The sequence below is a fragment of the Actinomadura verrucosospora genome, assembly GCF_039540335.1.
GTDB lineage: Bacteria > Actinomycetota > Actinomycetes > Streptosporangiales > Streptosporangiaceae > Spirillospora > Spirillospora verrucosospora.
The window spans coordinates 56,925-80,364 of sequence record NZ_BAABEV010000011.1 but is presented as its reverse complement, the minus strand read 5'-3'; the positions used below and the strand labels follow the sequence as shown (position 1 = coordinate 80,364).

Below are 23,440 nucleotides of genomic sequence, written 5' to 3'. Positions count from 1 at the left end.
CCGCAGACATTACCCAAGGCCGATCACGCACCGTGACTTGTCCCAGGTGGAGGCGGGGTGGTGTTCACCACAGCGGGCAGGCGCTCAGCGGACGGGCAGGCGGTCGGGATGGGGAATGGGCGCGTCGGGGTCGGCGACGCGCGGGGTGAAGGTGCCGTGGAAGCCGAACGGGATGTGATGCGGCAGGTGGAGGTCCGCGACGGAGGTGAGGTCCCTGGCGTCCAGGACGGTGAGCCGCGAGCGGTGCTCCGCCGCGAGATACACGACCGCCAGGAGCCACCCGTCGTCCTCGGCGGAGTCCGGCGCGCGGGGCACGAAGACGGGCTCGCCCACGTAGGTGTGCGGGCCGGCCTCGTGCGCCTGCGTGCGGCCGGTGTCGTTGTCGACCTTCAGGACGGTGTCGTACTCACCGCTCGGGCCCGTCCGTCCCGTCATGTAGGTGTAGCGGTGCCTGCGCGTGGAGCGGCGCCAGTCGTACTGGGGGAACTCGCCGGGCAGGTCGGAGAGCGGCGTCTCGATCACCCGTCCCGCCGGGGTGATCCGGCAGCGCGTCAGCCTGCTGGACGGCAGGTCGGTGAAGCGGGCGCGGAAGTCGGACAGGTCACGCCTGATCGCCTCGAAGTCGTCGAAGAGCACCAGGTCGACGACGGTGTCGGCGCCGTCCTCGAAGGCGTTCGCCACGTGGACGTGCACGAGCGCCTCGTGCTCCACGACCCGCGCCGGACCGCCGTCGCGCGGCACCAGCACGAACCGCGTCCCCTTCTCGGGACGGTGCCGGATCGCGTCGAACACCGACGCGCCGCCGCCGAACATCGTGCGCAGGTCGACCATGTACGGGTCCAGGACGAACACCATGTGGTCGGTCGTCAGCGCCACATCGTGGTTCCACGGCATGTTCGCCATCCGGACCCGGGCGAGCCGCCGCAGCCGGCCGCGCCGGTCGACCTTCCAGCAGTTCAGGGACGGCAGCGGACTGAAGTCCTGTCCGAAGTTGAACATCTCGCCCGTCACCGGATCCCACTTCGGGTGGGCGGAGAACGCCTTGAGCGCGCCGCGCAGCCGCCCGTCGAAGTCGTGGACGCCGAGCGTCTCCAGCGTGTCGGGGTCGAGCCGGTGCGGCGGACCGCCCTCCCACAGGGCCAGCAGCCGGTCGGCGTGCAGGGCGATCCCGGTGTTGGCGGGGTTCGCCGGCCCCTTCCCCTTCACGAAGTTGGCCCAGAAGCCGCCGGGAAGCGGGGTTCCGACCCCCGGCCGGACGGGCCCGTCGGCGACCATGCCCTGCCTGAACTGCGGCGTCCGGACGTACCGGTTGCGGAACCGCACGGACCGCCCGTCGAAGGCGAACTGCGAGACCATCCCGTCGCCGTCGAAGAGGTGGTGCATCAGCGTCCGCCCGACCTCCCACTTGCCGGGGCCGATCCGGTACAGCGTCCCGGTCAGGCCGGGCGGGAGCTTCCCGTCGATCTGGTCGATGACGTAGTCGTGCTCGCGCAGGAGCGGCGCGAAGACGCGCGCCATGTCCGGCTCGCCGGGCCGGGGCGCTGCGGTGTCCGTCGTCAGGGGGTCTGTGTCGCTGGAGCGGGGCACGGGGGCCTCCCCATCTGGCTACGCATGTTGCCAGAAAAGTAGGTTCTGGCAACGGCTGTGTCAAGATTGCGGGGTGAGTCCTCGCCCGTACGGCGGCGTGACCGCCGACCGCCGCCGCGCCGACCGCCGCGCCGCCCTCCTGGACGCGGCCCTCGACCTGCTGGCGGCGGAGGGCGTCCGGGGGACGTCCCTGCGCGCGGTCTGCGCGCGCGCCGGCCTCAACCCGCGCTACTTCTACGAGAGCTTCACCGACCTCGACGCCCTGCTCACCGAGGTCCACGACCGGATCGTCGCGGAGATCGCCGAGGCCGCCGCCCGGGGAGTGGCCGCCGCCGGACCGGACGCCGACCTGCGCACGACCGTCCGCTCCGCCGCCCTGGCCGCGCTGGACACGGGCCGCACCGACCCCCGCAAGATCCGCGTGGTGCTGGTCGAGGCGGCGGCCAGCCCCGTCCTGCGGGCGCGCCAGCACGCCGCCCGCCGCGACTACGCCCGCCTGGTCATCGAGTACGCCCGCACGTTCTACGACATCCCGCCGGACGCCGACGCGCGCATGCGCTTCACCGCCACGATGCTGGTCGCCGGGTGGAACGAGAACCTCGTCGCCTGGCTGGACGGCGAGATCCCGACCTCCCTGTCCGGCCTGGCCGACATGTTCGCCGACGCCGCCGAAGCCCTCGCCGTCCACGCCGCCGCCCGGCCCCGCTGAGCCGGCCCCTCGCGCCGTCGAGGGCCGCCCTCAGGCGAGGGTCAGCCAGAGTGGTCGGTGATGCGGTCGAGCCATTCCCGCATCAGGCCCCGCTCCGGTTCGGTCAGGGCGACGGCCTGGGGAAGGGCGGCGCGCAAGGCGATGGCGGCGCCGACCGGGCCGGGCGCCGCCGGCACGGGAGCGTCCGTCGTGATCGCCGTGATGACCGCCTCACGCGCCATGACGGACAGCCCCGGGTCGCGGTCGCCCTCGGGCATCGCGATCAGTGCGAGGGTCGTGCCGGAGCCGGCCGCGTGGACGAGCCGGACGGCACGCTCCTCACCGGCGCGCAGCCGCCCGGCCTCGGCGATCCGCCGGATGCGGGCGGAGAGGATCTCGAACCCGGCGACCGCCGCCGGCGCCGGCGCCCTCCCGGGACGGGGCTCGCACATGAGCATGTAGAGGGCCGGATTGGCCAGGCCGAACTCGACGTGCTCGTCCCATCCGGCGCGCAGGTCGTCCACCGGGTCGGCGTCGGGTCGCGGGCCGGCCTTGGCGGCCAGGTAGGCCGCGAAGCCCTCGGCGGCGACCGCGTCGAGCAGGCCGCCCTTGTCCCCGAAGAGCCGGTAGATGGTCGGCGCCTGGACCCCGGCCGCGACCCCCACCGCGCGCGTGGAGACGGCCTCGCGCCCGCCCTCGGCCAGGAGCTCGGCGGTGGCGGCGAGGATGCGCTCCCGCGGTCCGTCACCGGAATGCCCTTCCTGCATGCTAACGACGATAACAGACTTGGGTTAGCACTGTTCAAGTATCGGTGTTACCGTGATTTCGTTAGCACTGATTCGGCGAAGGGGCGGAAGCAATGATCATCATCACCGGGGCCACCGGGCGACTCGGCCGGATGACCGTCGAGCGCCTGCTCGGACGCGTCCCCGCCGAGGAGATCGGGGTCAGCGTCCGGAATCCGGAGAAGGCGGGAGACCTCCGTGAACGCGGCGTCCGCGTCCGCCGGGGCGACTTCGCCGATCCCGAGAGCCTCGCCCGCGCGTTCGAGGGCGCGTCGCAGATCCTGATCGTGTCCGCCGACACCACCGGCGAGGCGGCGCTGCGCCTGCACCGCACCGCGATCGACGCGGCCGTCAAGGCGGGCGCCGGCCGGATCGTCTACACCGGCCACATGGGCACGAGCCCGTCCTCCCTCTTCCCGCCCATGCGGGACCACGCCGCCACCGAGGACGCGCTGCGAGCCTCGGGCGTCCCTTTCACATCGCTGCGCAACGGCTTCTACGCGTCCACGACGGCGGCGCTCCTCGACACCGCCTTGCGGACCGGCGAGCTGGCGGCGCCGGAGGACGGGCCGGTCTCCTGGACCTCCCACGACGATCTCGCCGAAGCCGCCGCGGCCGCGCTGGCCGAGGAGGTCTTCGACGGCGTCACCCCGGCCCTGACGGGCGGCGAGGCGGTCGGCATGGCCGGGGTCGCGGCCCTCGCCTCCGAGATCACCGGACGTCCGATCAGGCACGTGGTCGTGCCGGACGCCGAGTACCGGTCCGGCCTGATCGCGCACGGCGTCCCCGAGCACGGGGCGGACATCCTCACGGCCATGTTCGCCGCGGCTCGCCGAAGCGAGTTCTCGCAGGTCGATCCCGCCCTCGGCCGGCTGCTGAACCGCCCTCCGACCCCGCTCCGGGACGTCCTCAAGGCGGCCCTCACCCCTGGAACCGCGCCGGCCAGATCATGACGGACGGCAGTGGGTCCTGGGGATGGCCGGCGGCGCGGCAACGGCACCCGTCACCAATGTCGCCTGTTGTCCGGGGAGAGCCGAGCGCCCTACACTTGCGCGCTACGCAGAGTTAGACCCGATATGGGCGCATCTGTGTGATCTATGTCTACCGGACGGGCGGCCGGCGGACCGACCGCTCTCTTTTCGCCGGTCAGCACACCGTCCGCCACATTGATAGGCCGCGCCTATCGCGCTTGTGGGATCCATCGATTTCTCTTTTTGATCGAGTCGGGGCACTGTGAGTGACATCGGCCGCCGAGGCGAAGAGCCCGCGGCCCTCCTGCGCCTCCCCATGCGGAGGCGACCCCATTCTCATGATGAAGGAGCATGCGTGCTTACTGTCGGTGACAAGTTCCCCGAGTACGAGCTCACCGCCTGCGTCTCGCTGGACGCCGAGAACGCGTTCGAGACGATCAACCACAAGTCCTACGAGGGCAAGTGGCGCGTGGTGTTCTTCTGGCCCAAGGACTTCACGTTCGTCTGTCCGACGGAGATCGCGGAGTTCGGCCGCCTCAACGAGGACTTCGCCGACCGCGACGCGCAGGTGCTCGGCGCGTCCGTCGACAACGAGTTCGTCCACTACGCGTGGCGCAAGGACCACCCGGACCTGCGGGAGATCCCGTTCCCGATGCTGTCCGACCTCAAGCGCGAGCTCTCGGAGTCGCTCGGCATCCTCACCGAGGACGGCGTCGCCCAGCGCGCGACGTTCATCGTCGACCCGAACAACGAGATCCAGTTCGCCATGGTGACCGCCGGTTCCGTCGGCCGGAACGTCAAGGAGGTCCTGCGGGTCCTGGACGCCCTGCAGAGCGACGAGCTGTGCCCCTGCAACTGGAACAAGGGCGAGGACACGCTCGACGCGACCAAGCTGCTCGCCGGGGCCTGAGCCCCTCGCCGGGCCCGGCCCGGCGGAGTCCGACCACGGACCGACGGCGGCCGGCCGCGCGACCCGCGGCCGGCCGTCCGCACGAAAGGACGCATGATCATGAGCGTTGACGCGCTGAAGGGCGCCCTCCCGGGCTACGCCAAGGACACCAAGCTCAACCTGGGCTCGCTGACCTCGACCTCCCAGCTCACCGACCAGCAGCTGTGGGGGACGGTCCTGGCCTGCGCCCTCGCCACGCGGAGCGCCGTCGTCATCCGCGAACTCGCCGAGGAGGCGGGCGACCACCTGTCCGCCGAGGCGTTCGAGGCGGCCAAGGGCGCCGCGTCGATCATGGCGATGAACAACGTGTACTACCGCGCCACCCACCTGATCGGGGACGAGACGTACGCGACCCTCCCGGCCCGGCTGCGGATGTCGATCATCGGCAGGCCCGGCGTGGAGAAGGTCGACTTCGAGCTGTGGTGCCTCGCCGTGTCGGCGATCAACGGCTGCGGGCGGTGCCTGGAGTCGCACGAGAAGGTCGTCCGCGAGGCCGGCCTGTCGCGCGAGCTCGTCCAGGAGGTGCTGCGGATCGCCGCCGTGGTGAACGCGACCGCCGCGACGCTGGACGCCGAGGCCGCGCTGGCCCCCGCCACGGTCTGACGACGGGCACGTCCGGCCGCGGGCGCGTCCGACGGTAGGCGAGAGGCCCGGACGGATTCCGTCCGGGCCTCAGCCGTGCCTGGTGGGCCGCCCTACTCCCACTCGATGGTGCCCGGGGGCTTGGAGGTGATGTCGACGGTGACGCGGTTGATCTCGCGGACCTCGTTGGTGATGCGGGTGGAGATCCGCTGCAGGACGTCGTAGGGCAGCTTCGCCCAGTCGGCCGTCATCGCGTCCTCGCTGGTCACCGGGCGCAGGACGATCGGGTGCCCGTAGGTGCGGCTGTCGCCCTGCACGCCCACCGACCGCACGTCCGCGAGCAGGACGACCGGGAACTGCCAGATGTCGCGGTCGAGGCCCGCGCGGGTGAGCTCCTCGCGGGCGATGGCGTCGGCGTCCCGGAGGATGTCCAGGCGGTCGCGCGTGACGGCGCCGATGATGCGGATGCCGAGGCCGGGGCCGGGGAACGGCTGCCGCCAGACGATCTCGGCCGGGAGGCCGAGCTGCTCGCCGAGCGCGCGGACCTCGTCCTTGAACAGCGTCCGCAGCGGCTCGACCAGCTTGAACTGGAGGTCTTCGGGCAGGCCGCCGACGTTGTGGTGCGACTTGATGTTCGCCGCGCCGGTACCGCCGCCCGATTCGACCACGTCCGGGTAGAGGGTCCCCTGGACGAGGAACTCGACCGGCTCGGCCGGTTCTCCGGCGGAACCCGCGCCGCCGTGGACGATCTCCCGGGCCGCCTCCTCGAACACCCGGATGAACTCGCGTCCGATGATCTTGCGCTTCTCCTCCGGGTCGGTGACGCCGTCGAGGGCGGACAGGAAGCGCTCCTGGGCGTCCACGACGTGCAGGTTCACCCCGGTGGCGGCGACGAAGTCCTTCTCGACCTGCTCGGGCTCCCCCTTGCGCAGCAGGCCGTGGTCGACGAACACGCAGGTCAGCTGGTCGCCGATGGCGCGCTGGACGAGCGCGGCGGCGACGGCGGAGTCCACGCCGCCCGACAGCGCGCAGATCACCCGCTTGTCCCCGACCCGCTCCCGGACGGCCTCGATCGACTCGTCCGCGATGTTCACCATCGTCCAGTTCGGCCGGCACCCGGCGCCCTCGTAGAGGAAGCGCCGCAGGATCTCCATGCCGTGCTGGGTGTGCAGGACCTCGGGGTGGAACTGGACGCCGAAGAAGCCGCGCTCCAGGTCCTCCATGCCCGCGACCGGGGTGACGTCGGTGCTGGCCGTCACGGTGAAGCCGGCCGGGGCGCTGCTCACGAAGTCGCGGTGGGACATCCACACCGCCTGCTCGTGCGGCAGGCCCGCGAACAGCATGCCGGGGGACGCGACGGCGACGGTGGCGCCGCCGTACTCGGCCACGTCGGAGTTCTCGACCGTCCCGCCGAGGGCCTGTGCCATGACCTGGTGGCCGTAGCAGATGCCGAGCGTGGGGACGCCGATGTCGAACAGGCCGTCCGGCACGACCGGAGCGCCCTCGGCGTACACCGACGCGGGCCCGCCCGAGAGGATGATCGCCTTGGGCCGCTTGGCGAGCATCTCCGCCGCCGGCATGGTCGACGGCACGATCTCGCTGAACACATGGCACTCGCGGACCCGTCGTGCGATCAGCTGCGCGTACTGCGCGCCGAAATCGACGACGAGGACGGTGTCAAAGGACTGGTCTGCGACCACCAACTACGCCTTTCGCCCGGCCGGAAGGGACTTCCCAGTCTACGGGCCGCTGCCTGCGCCGATGCGCCCGGTCCCCGACATGATCGTCACTGGGGGCGACTGTCCTATAACGGTCGGCATCCATTTACCTTGATCACACGCACAGCATGACTGCGGTCTGATATCAGTTGATGACGCCCTGTGTTCGGTGAAGCGTCGTTTCTCCGAAACGCCGCGCTCGCCGGAACGCCGTCCCTAGGAGTGCCGTGAAGCCGCTCGCCGCCGCCGCTCTGCTCGCCGCCCTCGTCCCCGCCGCGACCTTCGGGCAGCCGGCGCCGTCCGCGAGCACCGGACCATCCGGGCGGCCAGGGCACGAAAGCCGTGGCGACGACTGCGCGCACCCGCCGGCGGCGGCCGTGGCGCGTCACCGGACTGACGGCCATGCCCGAGACCGCATGGATCTCAGCCCCGCCGAGGCAGCCGCCGTGGAGAGGCGCCTGAACCGGATCCTGGACGGGCTCGGCCTGGGGAAGCATGGCGCCTCGAAGAGCGCGGGCCAGCGCAGGGCGGCGCAGATCACCATTCCGGTCTACTTCCATGTGATCCACGCCGGCGCGAAGGGCAACGTGTCCGACGCGATGATCCAGCGCCAGATCGGCACGCTGAACACGTCCTACGGCGGCGGCAACGGCGGCGCGAACGCGCGCGTCTCCTTCACGCTCAAGGCCGTGAGCCGCACCGACAACGCGGCATGGTTCGGCGACCCGGAACGCTACGAGGGCACCTACAAGCCGAAGCTGCACAAGGGCGGCAAGTCGACGCTGAACCTGTACAGCACCTACATCGGCGGCGACCTGCTCGGCTGGTCGACGTTCCCCTGGAAGTACACCTCCGACCCCCAGATGGACGGCGTGACCGTCCACTACGCCAGCCTGCCGGGCGGTTCCATCGAGAACTTCAACAAGGGCTTCAGCGCGACCCACGAGGTCGGGCACTGGATGGGGCTCTACCACACCTTCCAGGACGGCTGCAGCGGGGAGGGCGACCGCGTCGCCGACACTCCCGCCGAGCGCGACCCCACGAACGGCTGCCCGTCCTTCAAGGACACCTGCCCCGCCCCCGGGGAAGACCCGGTGCACAACTACATGGACTACAGCTACGACACCTGCATGACGTCCTTCACCCCGGGCCAGGGCACCCGCATCCACAACGTGTGGGCCGCCTACCGCGCCTAGCGCCCCCTCCCGCCTCCGGCGGTTTCACCGGGAAGCGGGCTTGAGACGGGTGGCGACTTCGGGTGGGAGGTGACGGACGGCCTCGCGGAGCGTGACGCCTGAGACGGCGCCCACGCGTGGCTCGACCCATGCGGCCACCCACTCCGGGTCTTTCTTGGACAGCTCCCGGAGCACCCAGCCGAGCGCCTTGCGGATGAAGAACTCGCGTTCGCCTATGAGCGCGTCCCCGTACCGGCCGATGCGGTCGAGATCGGGGTCGCCGGCTCGGACGCCCGCCAGGAGTGCCAGCATGGCCGTGCGTCTCACCCACATGTAGGGATCGGCGACCCACGCGTCCAGGACCGCCGCCAGGTCCGGGTTGCGGACGACCAGCGCGCCGACGACCTTCTCCGCGAGCTGGTCGACGTAGACCCAGCTCGCCGAGTCCCTGACGAGCCGTTCCGTCAGCTCCACATCGCGCGGCTCCAGCAGCGCCACCCGCTTCACGAGGACCTCTATGGCGGCCATGCGGGCCTCGTGCACCGGGCGGCCCTCTTCGGTGACGTCCCAGAGCGTCACCGCGAGGGCGACCAGTTCCTCTCGGGTCGGCGCACTCTTGACCGCCGACAGCGCGACCTTGCGCAACGCGGGCACCGGGACGCCGATATGGGCGAGGTCGCTCTTCAGGTAGCGCTTCTCCCCTTCGGCGCGCACCGGGTCGGCCTGGGCTCGCAGCTCGGCCAGGATCCGCGACGCCTCCTCCTCCACGTCCATGGGGACACGCTACGCCGCCGCGCTACGGTGCCGTATTCAGCATTACCCGCGCCTGTTCGTCCAGGTTTGCTAAAGACGTGTTGTTTGTTCGCATCCACCCTGGTTCCAGCGATGACTCCGCTCCCCACGCGCGCGCTCCCCCGCACGCGCCGCACCCCCAAGGAGTTCCATGAAACGCGCCGGAATCGCCGCCGTCCTCGGCATGGCCGCCGCCTTCACGGCGTACGCCCCCGCCGCCCCCGCCACGCTGGCCGCCCCGTCCGCCCGCACCGCCTCGCCCACGGTGTGCGCCGAGCAGCCCGCCCAGGCCCGCGTCCGCGCCGGGGCCCACGCCACCGAGCGGAACCAGCCAGGAACGGCCCAGGTCGCCGCGATGGAGAAGGACTTCCAGAACCGCCTCGGCAAGCTGAGGAAGACGAGCACGGCGGCGGCCATCACCGTCCGCGTGCACTTCCAGGTCGTCTACGGCAGCGCGGGCAACGTGTCCGACTCGGTCCTGACCAAGCAGCTCAGCGTCCTCAACAACGCCTATGCCAGCAGCGGCGTCACGTTCACTCTGGCCGAGATCAGGCGGACGCAGAACGCGGCCTGGTTCTCCGACCCCGAGGGCTACGAGTCCCAGATGAAGTCGGCCCTGCACACCGGCAACGCGCAGGACCTCAACTTCTACACGGCCGACCTCGGCAGCAGCCTCCTCGGCTGGGCGACGTTCCCGAGCGGCTACCGATCCAAGCCCAAGATGGACGGCGTCGTCATCCACTACCAGAGCCTTCCGGGCGGCTCGCTGGGCAACTACAACGAGGGCGACACCGGAACCCACGAGGTGGGCCACTGGATGGGGCTCTACCACACGTTCCAGGGCGGGTGCAGCACCACCGGGGACAGCGTCTCCGACACGCCCGCCGAGCAGAGCCCCGCCTCGGGCTGCCCCACCGGCCGCGACACCTGCTCCTCGGCCGGCGCCGACCCCATCCACAACTTCATGGACTACAGCTACGACTCGTGCATGTACGAGTTCACGCCGGGCCAGTCCACCCGCATGAAGAACCAGTGGGCCGCCTACCGCGCCTGATCCTGACGCCCGGCGCCGGAGCGGTGGCCCGCTCCGGCGCCGGACTCGTCCGTCCTCAGGTGATGTCGACGATCGGGAGCCTCAGGGCGGCGGGGGCCTCGGCCGGGACGGCCGGGTTCTTCGGGACGACGGGGGCCACGCGACGGTAGGAGTCGCCGAGCGCGGGACGCGGGTCGTCCTCCGAGCGGTTCGGCCAGAACGCCATGGCCCGCTCGGCCTGCGCCGTGATGGTGAGGGACGGGTTGACGCCCAGGTTGGCCGAGACGGCGGAGCCGTCCACGACGTGCAGGCCCGGGTGCCCGTAGACGCGGTGGTAGGAGTCGATCACCCCCGTCTCGGCGGAGTCGCCGATGGCGCAGCCGCCGAGGAAGTGCGCGGTCATCGGGATGTCGAACAGGTCGCCCCAGGCGCCGCCCGGGATGCCGCCGATCTCCTCGGCGATCCGGCGGGTCGCCTCGTGCCCCTCGGGGATCCACGTCGGGTTCGGCTCGCCGTGCCCCGCCGTCGCGCGGACGTCCCAGCCGAACGGGCCCTTCTTCGGCCGCAGCGTGATCGAGTTGTCGCGGGTCTGCATGACCAGGGCGATGACCGTGCGCTCCGACCAGTGGCGGACGTCGAAGAGCTGGAGGAGGTCGCCCGGCTTGCGCAGCACCTCGCGGGCGAACTTGCGGATCCGGGGCGTGTGCCGCTCGCCCGGCCGGTCGCCGTCCACCAGGAGGGTCTGGAGGGAGGCGAGCAGGTTCGAGCCCCGGCCGTACCGGACGGGCTCGATATGGGTGTCCGGCGTCGGGTGGAACGACGACGTGATCGCCACGCCCTCGGAGAAGTCCGGCCCCGGCCTGCCGTTGCGGCGCCCGCCGCCGAGGATCGCCTCGGAGTTGGTGCGGGTCAGGGCGCCGAGCCGGTCGGACAGGCGCGGCAGCAGCCCGGTCGACTTGAGCTTGTGCAGGAGCTTCTGCGTCCCGTAGGTGCCGGCGGCGAACACGACCTGCTCGGCGGTGAGCGTCTTGCGGTTGCGGCCGAACGAGCCCGTGCGGACGATCTCGACCTCGTACCCGCCGCCGGCGCGCGGCCGCACCGAGGTGACGCGGCTGAGCGGCATCACCCGGGCGCCCGCCCTCTCGGCCAGGTACAGGTAGTTCTCCGTCAGCATGTTCTTCGCGCCGTGGCGGCAGCCCACCATGCACTCGCCGCACTCCAGGCAGCCGCGCCGGCGCGGGCCCGCCCCGCCGAAGTAGGGGTCGGCGCTCTCGATCCCGGCGCCGCTCCCGAAGTAGACGCCGACCGGCGTCTTGACGAAGGTCTCGCCCTTGCCCATCCGGTCGGCGACCCGCTTCATGACCTTGTCGGCCGCCGTCGTCGTCGGGTTCCGGACGACGCCGAGCATGCGCTTGGCCTGCTCGTAGTAGGGCGCCAGCTCGTCCCGCCAGTCGGTGATGTGCGCCCACTGCCGGTCCTTGAAGAACGGCTCCGGCGGGACGTACAGCGTGTTGGCGTAGTTGAGCGATCCGCCGCCGACGCCCGCGCCCGCCAGCACCATCACGCGGCTCGACTTCGCGCCGCGGATGAGGTGCATCCGCTGGATGCCGGTCAGGCCGAGCGCGGGCGCCCACAGGTAGCGGGCGATGCGCCAGTTCGTCTTCGGCAGCTCCGGATAGCGGGACCCCGGCGCGCCGTCCGGGTTCGTGTCGAAGCGGCGGCCGGCCTCGATGACGCCGACCCGGTAGCCCTTCTCGGTCAGCCGGAGCGCCGCGACGCTGCCGCCGAACCCCGACCCGACGACGAGCACGTCGAAGTCATGCTTCACAGGAGATCCCTACTTGATCCGCAGCTTCTTCATGAGCTTGATGCCGGTGGCCATGTAGTCGGCGAAGGTGTCGTAGCCGATCGCGCCGGGCGGCTCCAGGTCCATGAGGTGCTGGCTCGCGACGGTCTGGACCTCGGTGAACTTCAGCAGCCCCTCGGCCCCGTGGCGGCGTCCCACGCCCGACTGCTTCATCCCGCCCATCGGGGAGTCGTAGGAGGCGTAGGCGGCGCCGTAGCCGTCGTTGATGTTGACCGTCCCCGCCTGGATGCGGGCGGCGAGGCGGCGGCCCCGCGCCGGGTTCTTCGTCCACACCGACGCGTTCAGCCCGTAGGGCGTGTCGTTGGCGCGGGCGACGACCTCGTCCTCGTCCCGGTACTTGTAGACCGCGACGACGGGGCCGAACGTCTCGTTCGCGCACAGGTCCATGTCGCCGTTGACGTCCGCGAGGACCGTCGGCTCGTAGAACAGCGGGCCGACGTCGGGACGGGCCTTCCCGCCGGTCAGGACGGTCGCGCCCTCCTTGACGGCCTGGTCCACGTGCGCCGTCACCGCGTCCAGCTGGCGCTTGTGGGTCAGCGAGCCCATCTCGGCGTCGAAGTCCAGGCCGGTGCCGAGCCGCATCCCCTTGACGAGTTCGACGAACCGCGGCACGAACCGGTCGTAGACGTCCTCGTGGACGTACATCCGCTCGATCGAGATGCACAGCTGGCCGGCGTTGGTGAAGCACGCGCGGACGGCGCCGCGCGCGGCGCGCTCGACGTCGGCGTCCGGCATGACGATCATCGGGTTCTTGCCGCCGAGCTCCAGCGAGTAGGCGACCAGCCGCGGCGCCACCTTCTCCGCGATCGCCTTGCCCCCGCGCGTGGAGCCGGTGAACGAGACGTAGTCGGCGTCGTCCACCAGCGGGTCGCCGATCTCGGCGGGATCGCCGACGACGATCTGCCAGAGATCGCGGGGCAGCCCGAGCGAGACCAGCAGGTCCAGCACCCACAGGCTGGACAGGCACGTCTGGGTGTCCGGCTTGTGGACGACCGCGTTGCCCGCCATCAGCGCCGGAGCGATGTCGCTGGCGCCGAGCGCGAACGGGTAGTTCCACGGCGCGATCAGCGCCACGACGCCCTTCGGGTGCCGCAGTTCCTGGACGCGGGTCAGCCCCGGCATCATCCCCTTGCGGCGGCGGGGCTTCAGCAGCCGCGGCGCCCGCCGGGCGTAGTAGAGCGAGCACAGCGCGACGTCGAGGAACTCCTCCATCGCGTGCCGGCGCGCCTTGCCGGTCTCCAGCTGGATGATGTCGAGGATCTCCGCGCGCCGGTCGACGAGCGCGTCCGCGAGCCGCAGGAAGGGTTTGGCGCGCTCCCCCGCGGGCAGCGCCGCCCAGGCCCGCTGCGCCTCGCGCGCCCGCTCGTAGGCGGCCCGGACGTCCTCGGGGCTCGACAGCGGAACGGTCGCGAGGGGCTCACCGGTGAAGGGGCTCGGGATCGTCGCGGTCTCGGCGCCGTCCGAGGCGACGTGCGAGACCAGCCGGTCGACCAGAGTCCGGGGAAGCGTGTGCTCTGCCGCGCCCTTGGCAGAGTCCGCCGCGCCTTCGGCAGTGTTCGCCGCGCCTTCGGCAGTGTTCGCCGCGCCTTCGGCAGTGTTCGCCGCGCCTTCGGCAGTGTTCGCCGCGCCTTCGGCAGTGTTCGCCGCGCCTTCGGCAGTGTTCGCCGCGCCTTCGGCAGAGCCTGCCGCGCCTTCGGCGGGAACCGTCGGGGATGCCATGCAGGCAGGGTATGACCACCCGCCCAGTTTGGCTACCCGCAAGTAATGCGCTACTTGCAGTGATTCGCCCCACTCGGGGCGCTATCTCCGCTCGCGCTCCTCGCGGCTTCCGTCCGCGAGTGGTGACCGCTGTCGAACGGACCGTTCCAAGCCGGGTGGAGTTGTGGAAGTCGGAGACTGACCGCCCCCACCCGGTGTATCCCGAAAGCAGGAGGAGAATCTCAGCGCCGTCGGGGGGCGGCGCTGCCCAGGGGAGGGACAGCGATGACGCATGCCCGCGGCCACACACCCGAGAGCGGCGCCGCCCGCCCCGGCGCGCGCCGGGACCGCCGCGAGCAGACCCGCGCCGCCCTGCTCGCCGCCGCCGAGCGCCTCTGGGCCGAGCGCGGCATCCACGGCGCCTCGCTCGACGACATCGCGGCGGCCGCCGGACTCACCAAGGGCGCCGTCTACTCCAACTTCGCGGGCAAGACCGACCTGCTCCTCGCCCTCATGGAGCGCATCACCAGCGCCCGCACCCGCACCGACGTCTGCGACGAGCTCCGCGCCGCCGCCGAGGATGCCGACCGCACCGGCCGCCCGTCCCGCCGCGACTCCGACGAGGCCCCCCGCCGCCTCGCCCTCCTCCTGGTCGAGTTCTGGCTCTACGGGATGCGCGACTACGCCGCCGGGTGGCGCATCGCCGACTGGTACGCCGAACGCCGGGAACAGCTGGCCCGGGAACTGGAGCCCGCCGACGGCTCCGCCCCCGACGGCCCGGCCCCGGGCGAGCCGACCCCGGGCGACCGCGCCACCTTGACCATGGCCCTCGACTTCGGCCTGGCCTTCCAGCACCTCCTCGACCCCGTCCGGGTCCCGGCCGACCTCTACAGCACCGGCAAGACCCTCGTGCAGGGACGGCCCCGGCCCTGAACCGCCGGCGCCCGGGTCAGGGGGTCGCCACGGGGACGATCTCGGGGGCGCCCCGGCGGCGGGCGTCGGCCTCCTGGTCGCCGTCCTGGGTCTGGGAGGCGCGTTCGGCCTCGACGCGCTTGCGGTAGTACTCGATCTCGCGGTCGCGCTGCTTCTTGGACCAGCCGAGGACGGGCGCGAGAAGGTCGGCGGCCTCCTGGGCGACGCCGACGCCGCGGTCCCACGTCTCGATGGAGATGCGGGTGCGGCGGGCGAGGACGTCGTTGAGGTGGCGGGCGCCCTCGTGGGTGGCGGCGTAGACGACCTCGGCGCGCAGGTAGTCGTCGGCGCCGTCCAGCGGCTTGGCGAGGTCTGGCCTGTCGGAGATGAGTTCGAGCAGGTCGTCCAGGAGCGTCCCGTAGCGGCGCAGCAGGTGCTCGATCCGGGCGACGTGCAGGCCGGAGCGCGAGGCGAGGCGGTGCCGCGCGTTCCACATGGCCTGGAAGCCGTCGCCGCCCACGAGCGGGATGCGGTCGGTGCAGGACTCGGCGACCTTGCCGTCGAGGCCGTGCGCGACGGCGTCGATGGCGTCCTTGGCCATGACCCGGTAGGTCGTGTACTTGCCGCCCGCCACGAGGACGAGGCCCGGGACGGGGTGCGCGACCACGTGCTCGCGGGAGAGCTTCGACGTCTCCTCGGTCTCGCCGGTGAGGAGGGGGCGCAGGCCCGCGTAGACGCCCTCCACGTCGTCATGGGTGAGCGGCGTGGTGAGGACGGCGTTGACGTGGTCCAGGACGTAGTCGATGTCGGCCTTGGACGCGGCGGGGTGCGCCCGGTCGAGGTCCCAGGCGGTGTCGGTGGTGCCGATGATCCAGTGGCGGCCCCAGGGGATCACGAACAGCACCGACTTCTCGGTGCGCAGGATGATCCCGGTCGCGGAGTGGATGCGGTCCTTGGGCACCACCAGGTGGATGCCCTTGGACGCCTTCACGTGGATCTGGCCGCGCCCGCCGACGAGCTCCTGGATGTCGTCGGTCCACACGCCGGTGGCGTTGACGACCTGCTTGGCGCGGACCTCGCTGGTCGTGTTGCCCTCAAGGTCGCGGATGCGCAGGCCGGTGACGCGCTCCCCCTCGCGCAGGAACCCCAGGCACTGGGTGCGCGAGGCGATCTGGGCGCCGTACTCCGCGGCCGTCCGCAGGGCGGTCATGACGAAGCGGGCGTCGTCGACCATCGCGTCCCAGTACTGGATCGCCCCGGTGAAGGCGTCCTTGCGCAGGGACGGCGCGAGGCGCAGCGCCCCGCGGCGCGTCAGGTGGCGGTGGTGCGGGACGCCGCGCGTGCTGCCCATCTGGAAGGCCAGCGCGTCGTAGAGGGCCACGCCCGCCCCGAGGTACGCGCGCTCCCACACGTGGTGCGTGGTCGGCAGCATGAACGGGACGGGCTGCACCAGGTGCGGCGCGATCTGCTGGAGCAGCAGCGAGCGCTCGGTCAGCGCCTCCCGGACGAGATCGAAGTTGTACTGCTCCAGGTACCGCAGCCCGCCGTGGATCAGCTTGGACGAGCGGGACGACGTGCCGGACGCGAAGTCGCGGGCCTCGACCACCGCCACGGACAGGCCCCGGGTGGCCGCGTCGAGCGCCGCGCCGGCGCCGACGATGCCGCCGCCGACGACGACCACGTCGAACTCCTCGCGGGCCATGCGGTCGAGCGCCGCCGCGCGCTCGGCCGGGCCGAGCCGCGAGCTTCCAAGACCGGTCACCGGTGATCCCGTCATCGCGCATCCCCCCACAGCGGTTCGGTTTCCGAACGGTTCTTACCCAAGAGTAAGGACCGGTTCACACCGAGATGTGAAAGAACGGGCGTGGGGTCGCTCTCAGTCGGTGGACTGGCCGGGGGCCACGACGACCTGGACCCGCTGGAACTCCTTCAGCTCGGTGTATCCCGCGGTGGCCATCGAGCGGCGCAGCGCGCCGATGAGGTTCATGGAGCCGTCCGCGACGTGGGACGGGCCGTGCAGGATCTGCTCCATCGTCCCGATCGTGCCGATCTCGATGCGGGTGCCGCGGGGGACGTCGCCGTGGTGGGCCTCGCTGCCCCAGTGGTAGCCGCGCCCGGGCGCCTCGGTGGAGCGGGCGAACGGGGAGCCGACCATCACGGCGTCGGAGCCGCAGGCGAACGCCTTGGCGATGTCGCCGCTGTTGACCATGCCGCCGTCGGCGATCACGTGCACGTAGCGGCCGCCGGACTCGTCCATGTAGTCGCGGCGGGCGGCGGCCACGTCGGCGACCGCGGTGGCCATCGGGACGGCGACGCCGAGGACGGTCCGCGTCGTGTGCCCGGAGCCGCCGCCGAACCCGACCAGCACGCCGGCCGCGCCGGTGCGCATCAGGTGCAGCGCCGCGGTGTAGGTGGAGCAGCCGCCGACGATCACGGGGACGTCGAGGTCGTAGATGAACTGCTTGAGGTTCAGCGGCTCGGCGCGCCCCGACACGTGCTCGGCGGACACGGTCGTCCCGCGGATCACGAACAGGTCGACGCCGGCGTCGATCACGGCCTTGTGGAACTGGGCCGTGCGCTGCGGCGACAGCCGCGCCGCGACCGTGACGCCGGCCTCGCGGACCTCCTCGATCCGGCGGCCGATCAGCTCCTCCTTGATCGGCTCGGAGTAGATCTCCTGGAGCCGCTGGGTGGCGCGGACGTCGTCCAGCGAGGCGATCTCGGCGAGCAGCTGCCCCGGGTCGTCATAGCGCGTCCAGAGCCCCTCGAGGTCGAGCACGGCCAGGCCGCCGAGCCGTCCGACGGCGATCGCCGTCGCCGGGCTGACGACGCTGTCCATCGGCGCGACGACCAGCGGCATGTCGAACCGGTAGGCGTCGATCTGCCAGGCGACGCTGACCTCCTCGGGATCGCGCGTCCGGCGGGACGGCACGATGCCGATGTCGTCGAAGGCGTACGCCCGGCGGCCGCTCTTGCCACGGCCGATCTCCACCTCAGCAGCCACTGCGCCCTTCCTCCACCTGAATCGGTCTTCCCGCGGTTCGCGGGACCAAGCCCCGGAAGAGCTTACGTCAGGTCACCGGCCCTGGTAGTTGGGGGCCTCCACCGTCATCTGGATGTCGTGCGGGTGGCTCTCGCGCAGGCCCGCGACGCTGATGCGCATGAGCTGGCCCCGCTCCTGGAGCTCGGGGACGGTGCGGGTGCCCGCGTACCACATCGACTGGTGGAGACCGCCGACGAGCTGGTGCGCGACGTTGGCGAGGGGACCGCGGTAGGGGACCTGGCCCTCGACGCCCTCGGGAATCAGCTTCTCCTCGGCGTTGACGTCGGCCTGGGCGTAGCGGTCCTTGGAGTAGGAGGCGCCGCGCTCGCGGTTGCGCATCGCGCCGAGCGAGCCCATGCCGCGGTAGGACTTGTACTGCTTGCCGTGGACGAAGATCAGCTCGCCCGGGGACTCCTCGACGCCGGCGAGCAGGCTGCCGAGCATCACGGTGTCGGCGCCCGCGACCAGGGCCTTGGCGATGTCGCCCGAGTACTGCAGGCCGCCGTCCCCGATCACCGGGACGCCCGCCGCCTTCGCCGCGCGGGCCGCCTCGAAGATCGCGGTGATCTGCGGGACGCCGACGCCGGCGACGATGCGGGTGGTGCAGATCGAGCCGGGGCCCACCCCGACCTTGATCGCGTCGGCGCCCGCGTCCACCAGCACCTGGGCGCCCGCCGCGGTGGCGACGTTCCCGCCGACGACCTGGACCGACGAGTTGCCCTTGATCGCGGCGATCGTGTCGGCGACGCCCTTGGAGTGGCCGTGCGCCGTGTCCACGATGATCACGTCGGTGCCGGCCTCGATGAGGGCGCGAGCGCGGCGCAGCGCGTCCTCGCCGACGCCCACGGCCGCGGCGACGAGCAGGCGGCCGTCGGCGTCCTTGGTGGAGTCGGGGTACTGCTCGCTCTTGGTGAAGTCCTTGGTGGTGATCAGGCCCTTGAGGCGGCCCTCGCCGTCGACGAGCGGGAGCTTCTCCACCTTGTTGCCCGCGAGCAGGCGGAACGCCTCCTCGCGGGAGACGTCCACCGGGGCGGTGATGAGCGGCATCGGCGTCATCACCTCGCGGACGGAACGCGACAGGTCCGTCTCGAAGCGCATGTCGCGGTTGGTCACGATGCCGACGAGCGCGCCGCGCACGTCGGTGACCGGCACGCCGGAGATCCGGTAGCGGGCGCACAGCTCCTCGACGTCGGCGAGCGTGGCGTCCGGCAGGCAGGTCACCGGGTTGGTGATCATCCCCGCCTCGGAGCGCTTGACCCGGTCGGCCTCCGCGGCCTGCTCCTCGATCGACATGTTGCGGTGCAGCACGCCGATGCCGCCCTGGCGCGCCATCGCGACCGCGGTGCGGGCCTCGGTCACCGTGTCCATCGCCGCCGAGACGAGCGGGATCCGCAGCGAGATCTCGCGGGTCAGCCGGGTCGTGGTGTCGGCCTCGCCGGGCTGCAGGTCGGAGTAGCCCGGCAGCAGGAGCACGTCGTCGAAGGTCAGGCCCTGCGGGAGGAACTTGTCGGGCTCGGCGGCGGGGTTCATGACAACCTTCCCGTGGTGGTGGCGGCATCGGGCCAGGTCACAAGGGACCCTGTCCCCATGGTAGGGGCTGGGCCGACGGCCGGGCGGGCTTTGGGCGCGGCGCTCACGTGGTCTTGATGACATCTGCCAACACGCCGGGCGCTCCTTCGCATTCCCCTCCGTGCACGCGCGCTTCGCGCTCGTTCGCGCACGGAGGAGGCCGGGGGGTGCACCTCCCGGGGCGTCCCGCAGTAGCGTGGGGGTGTGCACGACGATGCTCCGCTCGACCCGTTCGCCGGAGATCCGGAGGATCCGGCGGCGGCGCTCGGCGACCCGGGCGACGAAACCGCTCCGCTCAGCGTGACGGAGCGGGAGGACGTGCTGGCCGACCTCGCCGACCTGGAGGTCTTCCGGGCCCTGCTGGAGCCGCTCGGGGTGCGCGGCCTCACGGTCGACTGCGGCGACTGCGGCAAGATGCACTACATCGACTGGGAGCTGCTGCACGGCAACCTGCGCCACCTGCTCGACGAGGGCCTCCCCCGCGTGCACGAGCCCGCGCTCTCCCCCGATCCCGTCGACTACGTCAGCTGGGAGTACGCCCGCGGCTACGTCGACGGCGTGATCGACAGCGAAGAGGGGCGCGACGAGAACTGACCGCCCGAGCCCGCACCGATCCGGACGCGAGGGGCGCGGGGCGCCGTCAGTCGTCGGTGGGGCGGTTCTGGTAGTCGAGGGCGCGTTTGCGGGCCAGGCGGCGCAGATCGTCGAGACGGGGACGCGGGTCGGCGAGCGGCTGCGCGTCGGGCCTCTCCACCGGCTCCGCGAACATCGTCGGGGCCTCCTGCCTGCGCGGAAGGCGGCGCGGCAGGTGACGGGGGAAGGGCCCGTCCGGGCGGCGCCTGAGCTGCCGGCCCTCACCGCGGTCCGGGGCCTCGGACGGCGTGCGCGCGGCGGGGCGTCCCGCCTCCGGGGCCGGGCGCACGGGCGGCCGCGGACGCTGGAGCGCGCCGGCGTCGGTGTCGGCCGTCGTGTCGACCTCCTCCGCCACGCCGGACGCGGCCGGCGTCGGGGACGCCGTGGTGCGTTCGGAGACGCCGCCGCCCGCGGCCGCGACGCCGCTGCTGGCGAGGACGGCGCCGGCCACGCCCAGGGCCACGATGGTGCGCGGCCCGCGGCGGCGCGGGCCGGGCCCCGACGGGGCCGGCGGTTCGGGGGCGTCGCAGGCCGGGTCGTCGACGTCGACGATCAGGGCGCGCAGGAGCCGCACCGCGGGGTCGCGGTCGTCGGAGGGCTCCGCGGGGTCGCGGTCGTCGTCCTGCGGGACGGCGGGGCGGGCTTCGGCCCGGGCCTCGCCGGGGCTCTCACCAGGAGCGGCGGAACCGGCAGCGCCTCGGGCCGCCAGCGACTCGAAGAGCGCGTCGGTCCGCCGGACTGCGGAAAGGTCCACGGGCGGGACGGCAGGCGGACGGGACCGCGGCGCCTGCGCCGGGGCGTCGCCGCGGCGGGCGGGGTCGTCCGGATCCGGGGCGCCCCGCAGGCCGGTGAGGGGGCCGCGCTCCGTCAAGCGATCGACTCCTCTCTGGCCATCGCGCGCAGCCGGGCCAGGGCCCGGTGCTGCGCGACCCGTACCGCCCCCGCGGACATGCCCAGCACATTACCGGTCTCCTCCGCCGACAGGCCCGCGACGACCCGCAGCAGCACGAGCTCGCGCTGGTGCTCGGGCAACCGGGTGAGCAGGTCGCGGGCGCGCTGCGCCTCGATGTAGCGGACCACCGTCTCCTCGGGGCCCGGGCGGTCGTCCGGACCGTCCGGCAGGTCCTCGGTGGGGACGGCGGCGCGGACCGCGCTGCGCAGCGCGTCCGCGATCTTGTGCGCGGCGATGCCGAAGACGAAGGACGCGAACGGCCGGCCCATGTCCCGGTAGCGGGGCAGGGCCGACAGGACGGCGATGCAGACCTCCTGCGCCACGTCGTCGGCGATGTGGTACTGCCCGGAGACCCGGCCGAGCCGGGCCCGGCAGTACCGGACGATCATGGGCCGCACCTCGGCGATGAGGACCTCGATGGCGCCCGGGTCGCCCTGCACGGCGAGATGGGTCAGCTCCCTGAGGTCGCCGTCGCCCGCGTCGGCGGCGCGCAGCGCCCGCGCCGAACGGGGGGCGGGAGGGGCGGGCCCGTTCGAGGGGTCGGCAGCACGCGCGGCCATGGTTCCGGCGAAGCTTCCCTCGGTCACGTCAAGCATGATGCCCAGCACCCCCGGGCGTGTCTCCACTGTCGTCTACAACGGAATGGTCACAGTGCGGGAGCGAACCTGGAGTTATTACGCGTCGTGGTCATCGCGCTGCCGGGCGTGGCGGACTTCTGCGGGCGAAGACGCGCTTTCTCCGGCGGCGGGACGGCCACCCGGCCGGGACGCGGCGAGGCCCCCGCCCGGACGGACGGGGGCCTCGCCTACGCTCCCCGGACGGGACGAGCCCGCCGGTCGGCCGATCTCAGTGGCCGTGACCGTGGCCGTGGCCGTGGCCGCCGCCGGCGGCCTCGTCGGCCTCCTCCGGCTTGTCGACCACGAGCGCCTCGGTGGTGAGGAGCATGCCCGCGATGGAGGCGGCGTTGGTGACCGCCGAGCGGGTGACCTTCACCGGGTCGATGACGCCCTGGGCGATCAGGTCGCCGTACTCGCCGGTGGCGGCGTTGTAGCCGTGCCCGGCCTGCAGCGCCTCCACCTTGGAGACGACGACGTAGCCCTCCTGGCCGGCGTTCTCGGAGATCCAGCGCAGCGGCTCGGGCAGCGCGCGGCGGACCGCCTCGGCGCCGGTCGCCTCGTCGCCGGACAGGCCGAGGGCGCCGAAGCCCTCCTTGGCGACGTGCACCAGGGCGCTGCCGCCGCCGGAGACGATGCCCTCCTCGATCGCCGCGCGGGTCGCCGAGATGGCGTCCTCCAGGCGGTGCTTCTTCTCCTTCAGCTCCACCTCGGTGGCGGCGCCGACGCGCAGCACGCAGACGCCGCCGGCCAGCTTGGCCAGGCGCTCCTGCAGCTTCTCGCGGTCCCAGTCGGAGTCGCTGTTCTCGATCTCCACCTTGATCTGGTTGATCCGGGCGGTGACCTCGTCCGCCGAGCCCTCGCCGTCGACGATGGTGGTGGCGTCCTTGGTGACGGTGATCCGGCGGGCGCGGCCGAGGTCCTCCAGCCCGATCGAGTCGAGCTTGAGGCCGATCGCCTCGCTGACGACCTGGCCGCCGGTCAGGGTGGCCATGTCGCCGAGCATCGCCTTGCGGCGGTCGCCGAAGCCGGGCGCCTTGACCGCGACGGACAGGAAGGTGCCGCGGATCTTGTTGGCGACGAGCAGCGCCAGCGCCTCGCCCTCGACGTCCTCGGCCACCACGAGCAGCGGCTTCTTGGTCTGGGCGACCTTCTCGGCCAGCGGCAGGAACTCCTGCACGTTGGAGATCTTGCCGTCCACGATCAGCACGTAGGCGTCCTCCAGGACGGCCTCCATGCGCTCGTGGTCGGTGACCATGTGCGGCGACAGGTAGCCCTTGTCGAACTGGAGGCCCTCGGTGAACTCCAGTTCGAGGCCCATCGTGTGGGCCTCCTCGACGGTGATGACGCCGTCCTTGCCGACCTTCTCGAACGCCTCGGCGATCAGCTCGCCGATCTGCGGGTCCTGCGCGGAGATGGTCGCGACGTGCGCGATCTCGCCCTTCTCCTCGACCTCGCGGGCCGACTTCAGCAGCTGGTCGGAGACGTACTGGGCGGCCGCGTCGATGCCCCGCTTGAGGGCGAGCGGCGAGGCGCCGGCCGCCACGTTGCGGGTCCCCTCGCGGACCAGCGCCTGCGCGAGGACGGTCGCCGTGGTGGTGCCGTCGCCCGCGATGTCGTTGGTCTTGGTCGCCACTTCCTTGGCGAGCTGGGCCCCGAGGTTCTCGTAGGGGTCCTCCAGCTCCACCTCGCGGGCGATGGTGACGCCGTCGTTGGTGATCGTCGGCGCGCCGAACTTCTTGTCGATGACGACGTTGCGGCCGCGCGGGCCGATCGTCACCTTGACGGCGTCCGCGAGAGCGTTGACGCCGCGCTCAAGAGCCCGGCGAGCGTCCTCCTCGAACTCCAGGATCTTCGCCATGCGGATACTCC

At 72.2% G+C, this 23,440-nt stretch carries 20 protein-coding genes; 8 read left to right on the top strand and 12 right to left on the bottom strand.

Annotation, left to right across the window (positions count from 1 at the left end; all coding sequences use genetic code 11):
- Positions 1 to 84: 84 nt before the first annotated feature.
- The gene (locus tag ABD944_RS14995) at positions 85 to 1,587 is read right to left on the bottom strand and encodes a carotenoid oxygenase family protein (RefSeq protein ID WP_345176560.1); all 1,503 of its coding nucleotides are present in this window, start codon (positions 1,585 to 1,587) and stop codon (positions 85 to 87) included.
- Positions 1,588 to 1,660: 73 nt separating this feature from the next.
- Here ABD944_RS14995 and ABD944_RS14990 point away from each other — a divergent pair, with 73 nt between their 5' ends.
- A complete protein-coding gene (locus tag ABD944_RS14990) occupies positions 1,661 to 2,296 on the top strand; it encodes a TetR/AcrR family transcriptional regulator (RefSeq protein WP_345176559.1) in 636 nt (211 codons plus the stop codon).
- Between the two features lie 41 nt (positions 2,297 to 2,337).
- On the opposite strand, the gene ABD944_RS14985 is transcribed toward ABD944_RS14990, so the two are convergent.
- Positions 2,338 to 3,042, bottom strand: a complete 705-nt coding sequence (locus tag ABD944_RS14985) for a TetR/AcrR family transcriptional regulator (protein WP_345176557.1) — start codon at positions 3,040 to 3,042, stop codon at positions 2,338 to 2,340.
- A 92-nt stretch (positions 3,043 to 3,134) separates the two neighbouring features.
- On the opposite strand from ABD944_RS14985, the gene ABD944_RS14980 reads away from it, so the two are divergent.
- The 3 genes from ABD944_RS14980 (at position 3,135) to ahpD (ending at position 5,583) form a co-directional block, all read left to right on the top strand.
- On the top strand, positions 3,135 to 4,013 hold the full coding sequence (locus ABD944_RS14980) for an NAD(P)H-binding protein (protein WP_345176554.1): 879 nt from the start codon (positions 3,135 to 3,137) through the stop codon (positions 4,011 to 4,013).
- A gap of 373 nt (positions 4,014 to 4,386) precedes the next feature.
- A complete protein-coding gene (locus ABD944_RS14975) occupies positions 4,387 to 4,941 on the top strand; it encodes a peroxiredoxin (protein WP_345176552.1) in 555 nt (184 codons plus the stop codon).
- 99 nt (positions 4,942 to 5,040) lie between these two features.
- Positions 5,041 to 5,583, top strand: a complete 543-nt coding sequence (gene ahpD / locus ABD944_RS14970; RefSeq protein ID WP_345176549.1) for an alkylhydroperoxidase, AhpD family — start codon at positions 5,041 to 5,043, stop codon at positions 5,581 to 5,583.
- 92 nt (positions 5,584 to 5,675) lie between these two features.
- On the opposite strand, the gene guaA is transcribed toward ahpD, so the two are convergent.
- Positions 5,676 to 7,262, bottom strand: a complete 1,587-nt coding sequence (guaA, locus tag ABD944_RS14965) for a glutamine-hydrolyzing GMP synthase (protein ID WP_345176547.1) — start codon at positions 7,260 to 7,262, stop codon at positions 5,676 to 5,678.
- A 434-nt stretch (positions 7,263 to 7,696) separates the two neighbouring features.
- Here guaA and ABD944_RS14960 point away from each other — a divergent pair, with 434 nt between their 5' ends.
- Positions 7,697 to 8,476 (top strand): zinc metalloprotease, encoded by a 780-nt coding sequence (locus tag ABD944_RS14960; RefSeq protein WP_345176544.1) that lies wholly within the window; start codon positions 7,697 to 7,699, stop codon positions 8,474 to 8,476.
- 24 nt (positions 8,477 to 8,500) lie between these two features.
- Here the strand turns inward: ABD944_RS14960 and ABD944_RS14955 are convergent, their stop codons facing one another.
- Entirely contained in the window at positions 8,501 to 9,229 is a 729-nt protein-coding gene (locus ABD944_RS14955) for a DNA alkylation repair protein (RefSeq protein WP_345176542.1), read from the bottom strand.
- 169 nt (positions 9,230 to 9,398) lie between these two features.
- On the opposite strand from ABD944_RS14955, the gene ABD944_RS14950 reads away from it, so the two are divergent.
- Positions 9,399 to 10,301, top strand: coding sequence for a zinc metalloprotease (locus tag ABD944_RS14950; RefSeq protein WP_345176539.1), 903 nt, complete (start codon positions 9,399 to 9,401; stop codon positions 10,299 to 10,301).
- 55 nt (positions 10,302 to 10,356) lie between these two features.
- Here ABD944_RS14950 and ABD944_RS14945 read toward each other — a convergent pair whose 3' ends face one another.
- On the bottom strand, positions 10,357 to 12,108 hold the full coding sequence (locus tag ABD944_RS14945) for a GMC oxidoreductase (RefSeq protein WP_345176538.1): 1,752 nt from the start codon (positions 12,106 to 12,108) through the stop codon (positions 10,357 to 10,359).
- Between the two features lie 9 nt (positions 12,109 to 12,117).
- A complete protein-coding gene (locus tag ABD944_RS14940) occupies positions 12,118 to 13,866 on the bottom strand; it encodes a succinic semialdehyde dehydrogenase (protein ID WP_345176535.1) in 1,749 nt (582 codons plus the stop codon).
- A 264-nt stretch (positions 13,867 to 14,130) separates the two neighbouring features.
- Between ABD944_RS14940 and ABD944_RS14935 the strand changes: the two genes are divergently transcribed.
- On the top strand, positions 14,131 to 14,778 hold the full coding sequence (locus tag ABD944_RS14935) for a TetR/AcrR family transcriptional regulator (protein WP_345176532.1): 648 nt from the start codon (positions 14,131 to 14,133) through the stop codon (positions 14,776 to 14,778).
- 16 nt (positions 14,779 to 14,794) lie between these two features.
- On the opposite strand, the gene glpD is transcribed toward ABD944_RS14935, so the two are convergent.
- From glpD to guaB, 3 genes are all read right to left on the bottom strand, one after another.
- Complete coding sequence (glpD, locus tag ABD944_RS14930) at positions 14,795 to 16,534, bottom strand: glycerol-3-phosphate dehydrogenase (protein WP_345176529.1); 1,740 nt, start codon at positions 16,532 to 16,534, stop codon at positions 14,795 to 14,797.
- Positions 16,535 to 16,633: 99 nt separating this feature from the next.
- Positions 16,634 to 17,749, bottom strand: coding sequence for a GuaB3 family IMP dehydrogenase-related protein (locus ABD944_RS14925; protein WP_345176832.1), 1,116 nt, complete (start codon positions 17,747 to 17,749; stop codon positions 16,634 to 16,636).
- 84 nt (positions 17,750 to 17,833) lie between these two features.
- Positions 17,834 to 19,330, bottom strand: coding sequence for an IMP dehydrogenase (guaB, locus tag ABD944_RS14920; protein ID WP_345176526.1), 1,497 nt, complete (start codon positions 19,328 to 19,330; stop codon positions 17,834 to 17,836).
- 243 nt (positions 19,331 to 19,573) lie between these two features.
- On the opposite strand from guaB, the gene ABD944_RS14915 reads away from it, so the two are divergent.
- Positions 19,574 to 19,963 carry a DUF5319 domain-containing protein gene (locus tag ABD944_RS14915; protein ID WP_179845994.1) on the top strand — a complete coding sequence of 130 codons (390 nt, stop codon included), beginning with the start codon at positions 19,574 to 19,576 and terminating at the stop codon, positions 19,961 to 19,963.
- A gap of 46 nt (positions 19,964 to 20,009) precedes the next feature.
- On the opposite strand, the gene ABD944_RS14910 is transcribed toward ABD944_RS14915, so the two are convergent.
- The 3 genes from ABD944_RS14910 to groL all read right to left on the bottom strand — a co-directional run bounded on the left by ABD944_RS14910 (position 20,010) and on the right by groL (position 23,429).
- Entirely contained in the window at positions 20,010 to 20,873 is an 864-nt protein-coding gene (locus tag ABD944_RS14910) for a hypothetical protein (RefSeq protein WP_345176522.1), read from the bottom strand.
- A complete protein-coding gene (locus tag ABD944_RS14905; RefSeq protein ID WP_345176830.1) occupies positions 20,870 to 21,514 on the bottom strand; it encodes a sigma-70 family RNA polymerase sigma factor in 645 nt (214 codons plus the stop codon). The genes ABD944_RS14910 and ABD944_RS14905 overlap by 4 nt, the downstream gene beginning before the upstream one ends.
- A 286-nt stretch (positions 21,515 to 21,800) precedes the next feature.
- Complete coding sequence (gene groL, locus ABD944_RS14900) at positions 21,801 to 23,429, bottom strand: chaperonin GroEL (RefSeq protein ID WP_345176518.1); 1,629 nt, start codon at positions 23,427 to 23,429, stop codon at positions 21,801 to 21,803.
- Between the last annotated feature and the right edge of the window lie 11 nt (positions 23,430 to 23,440).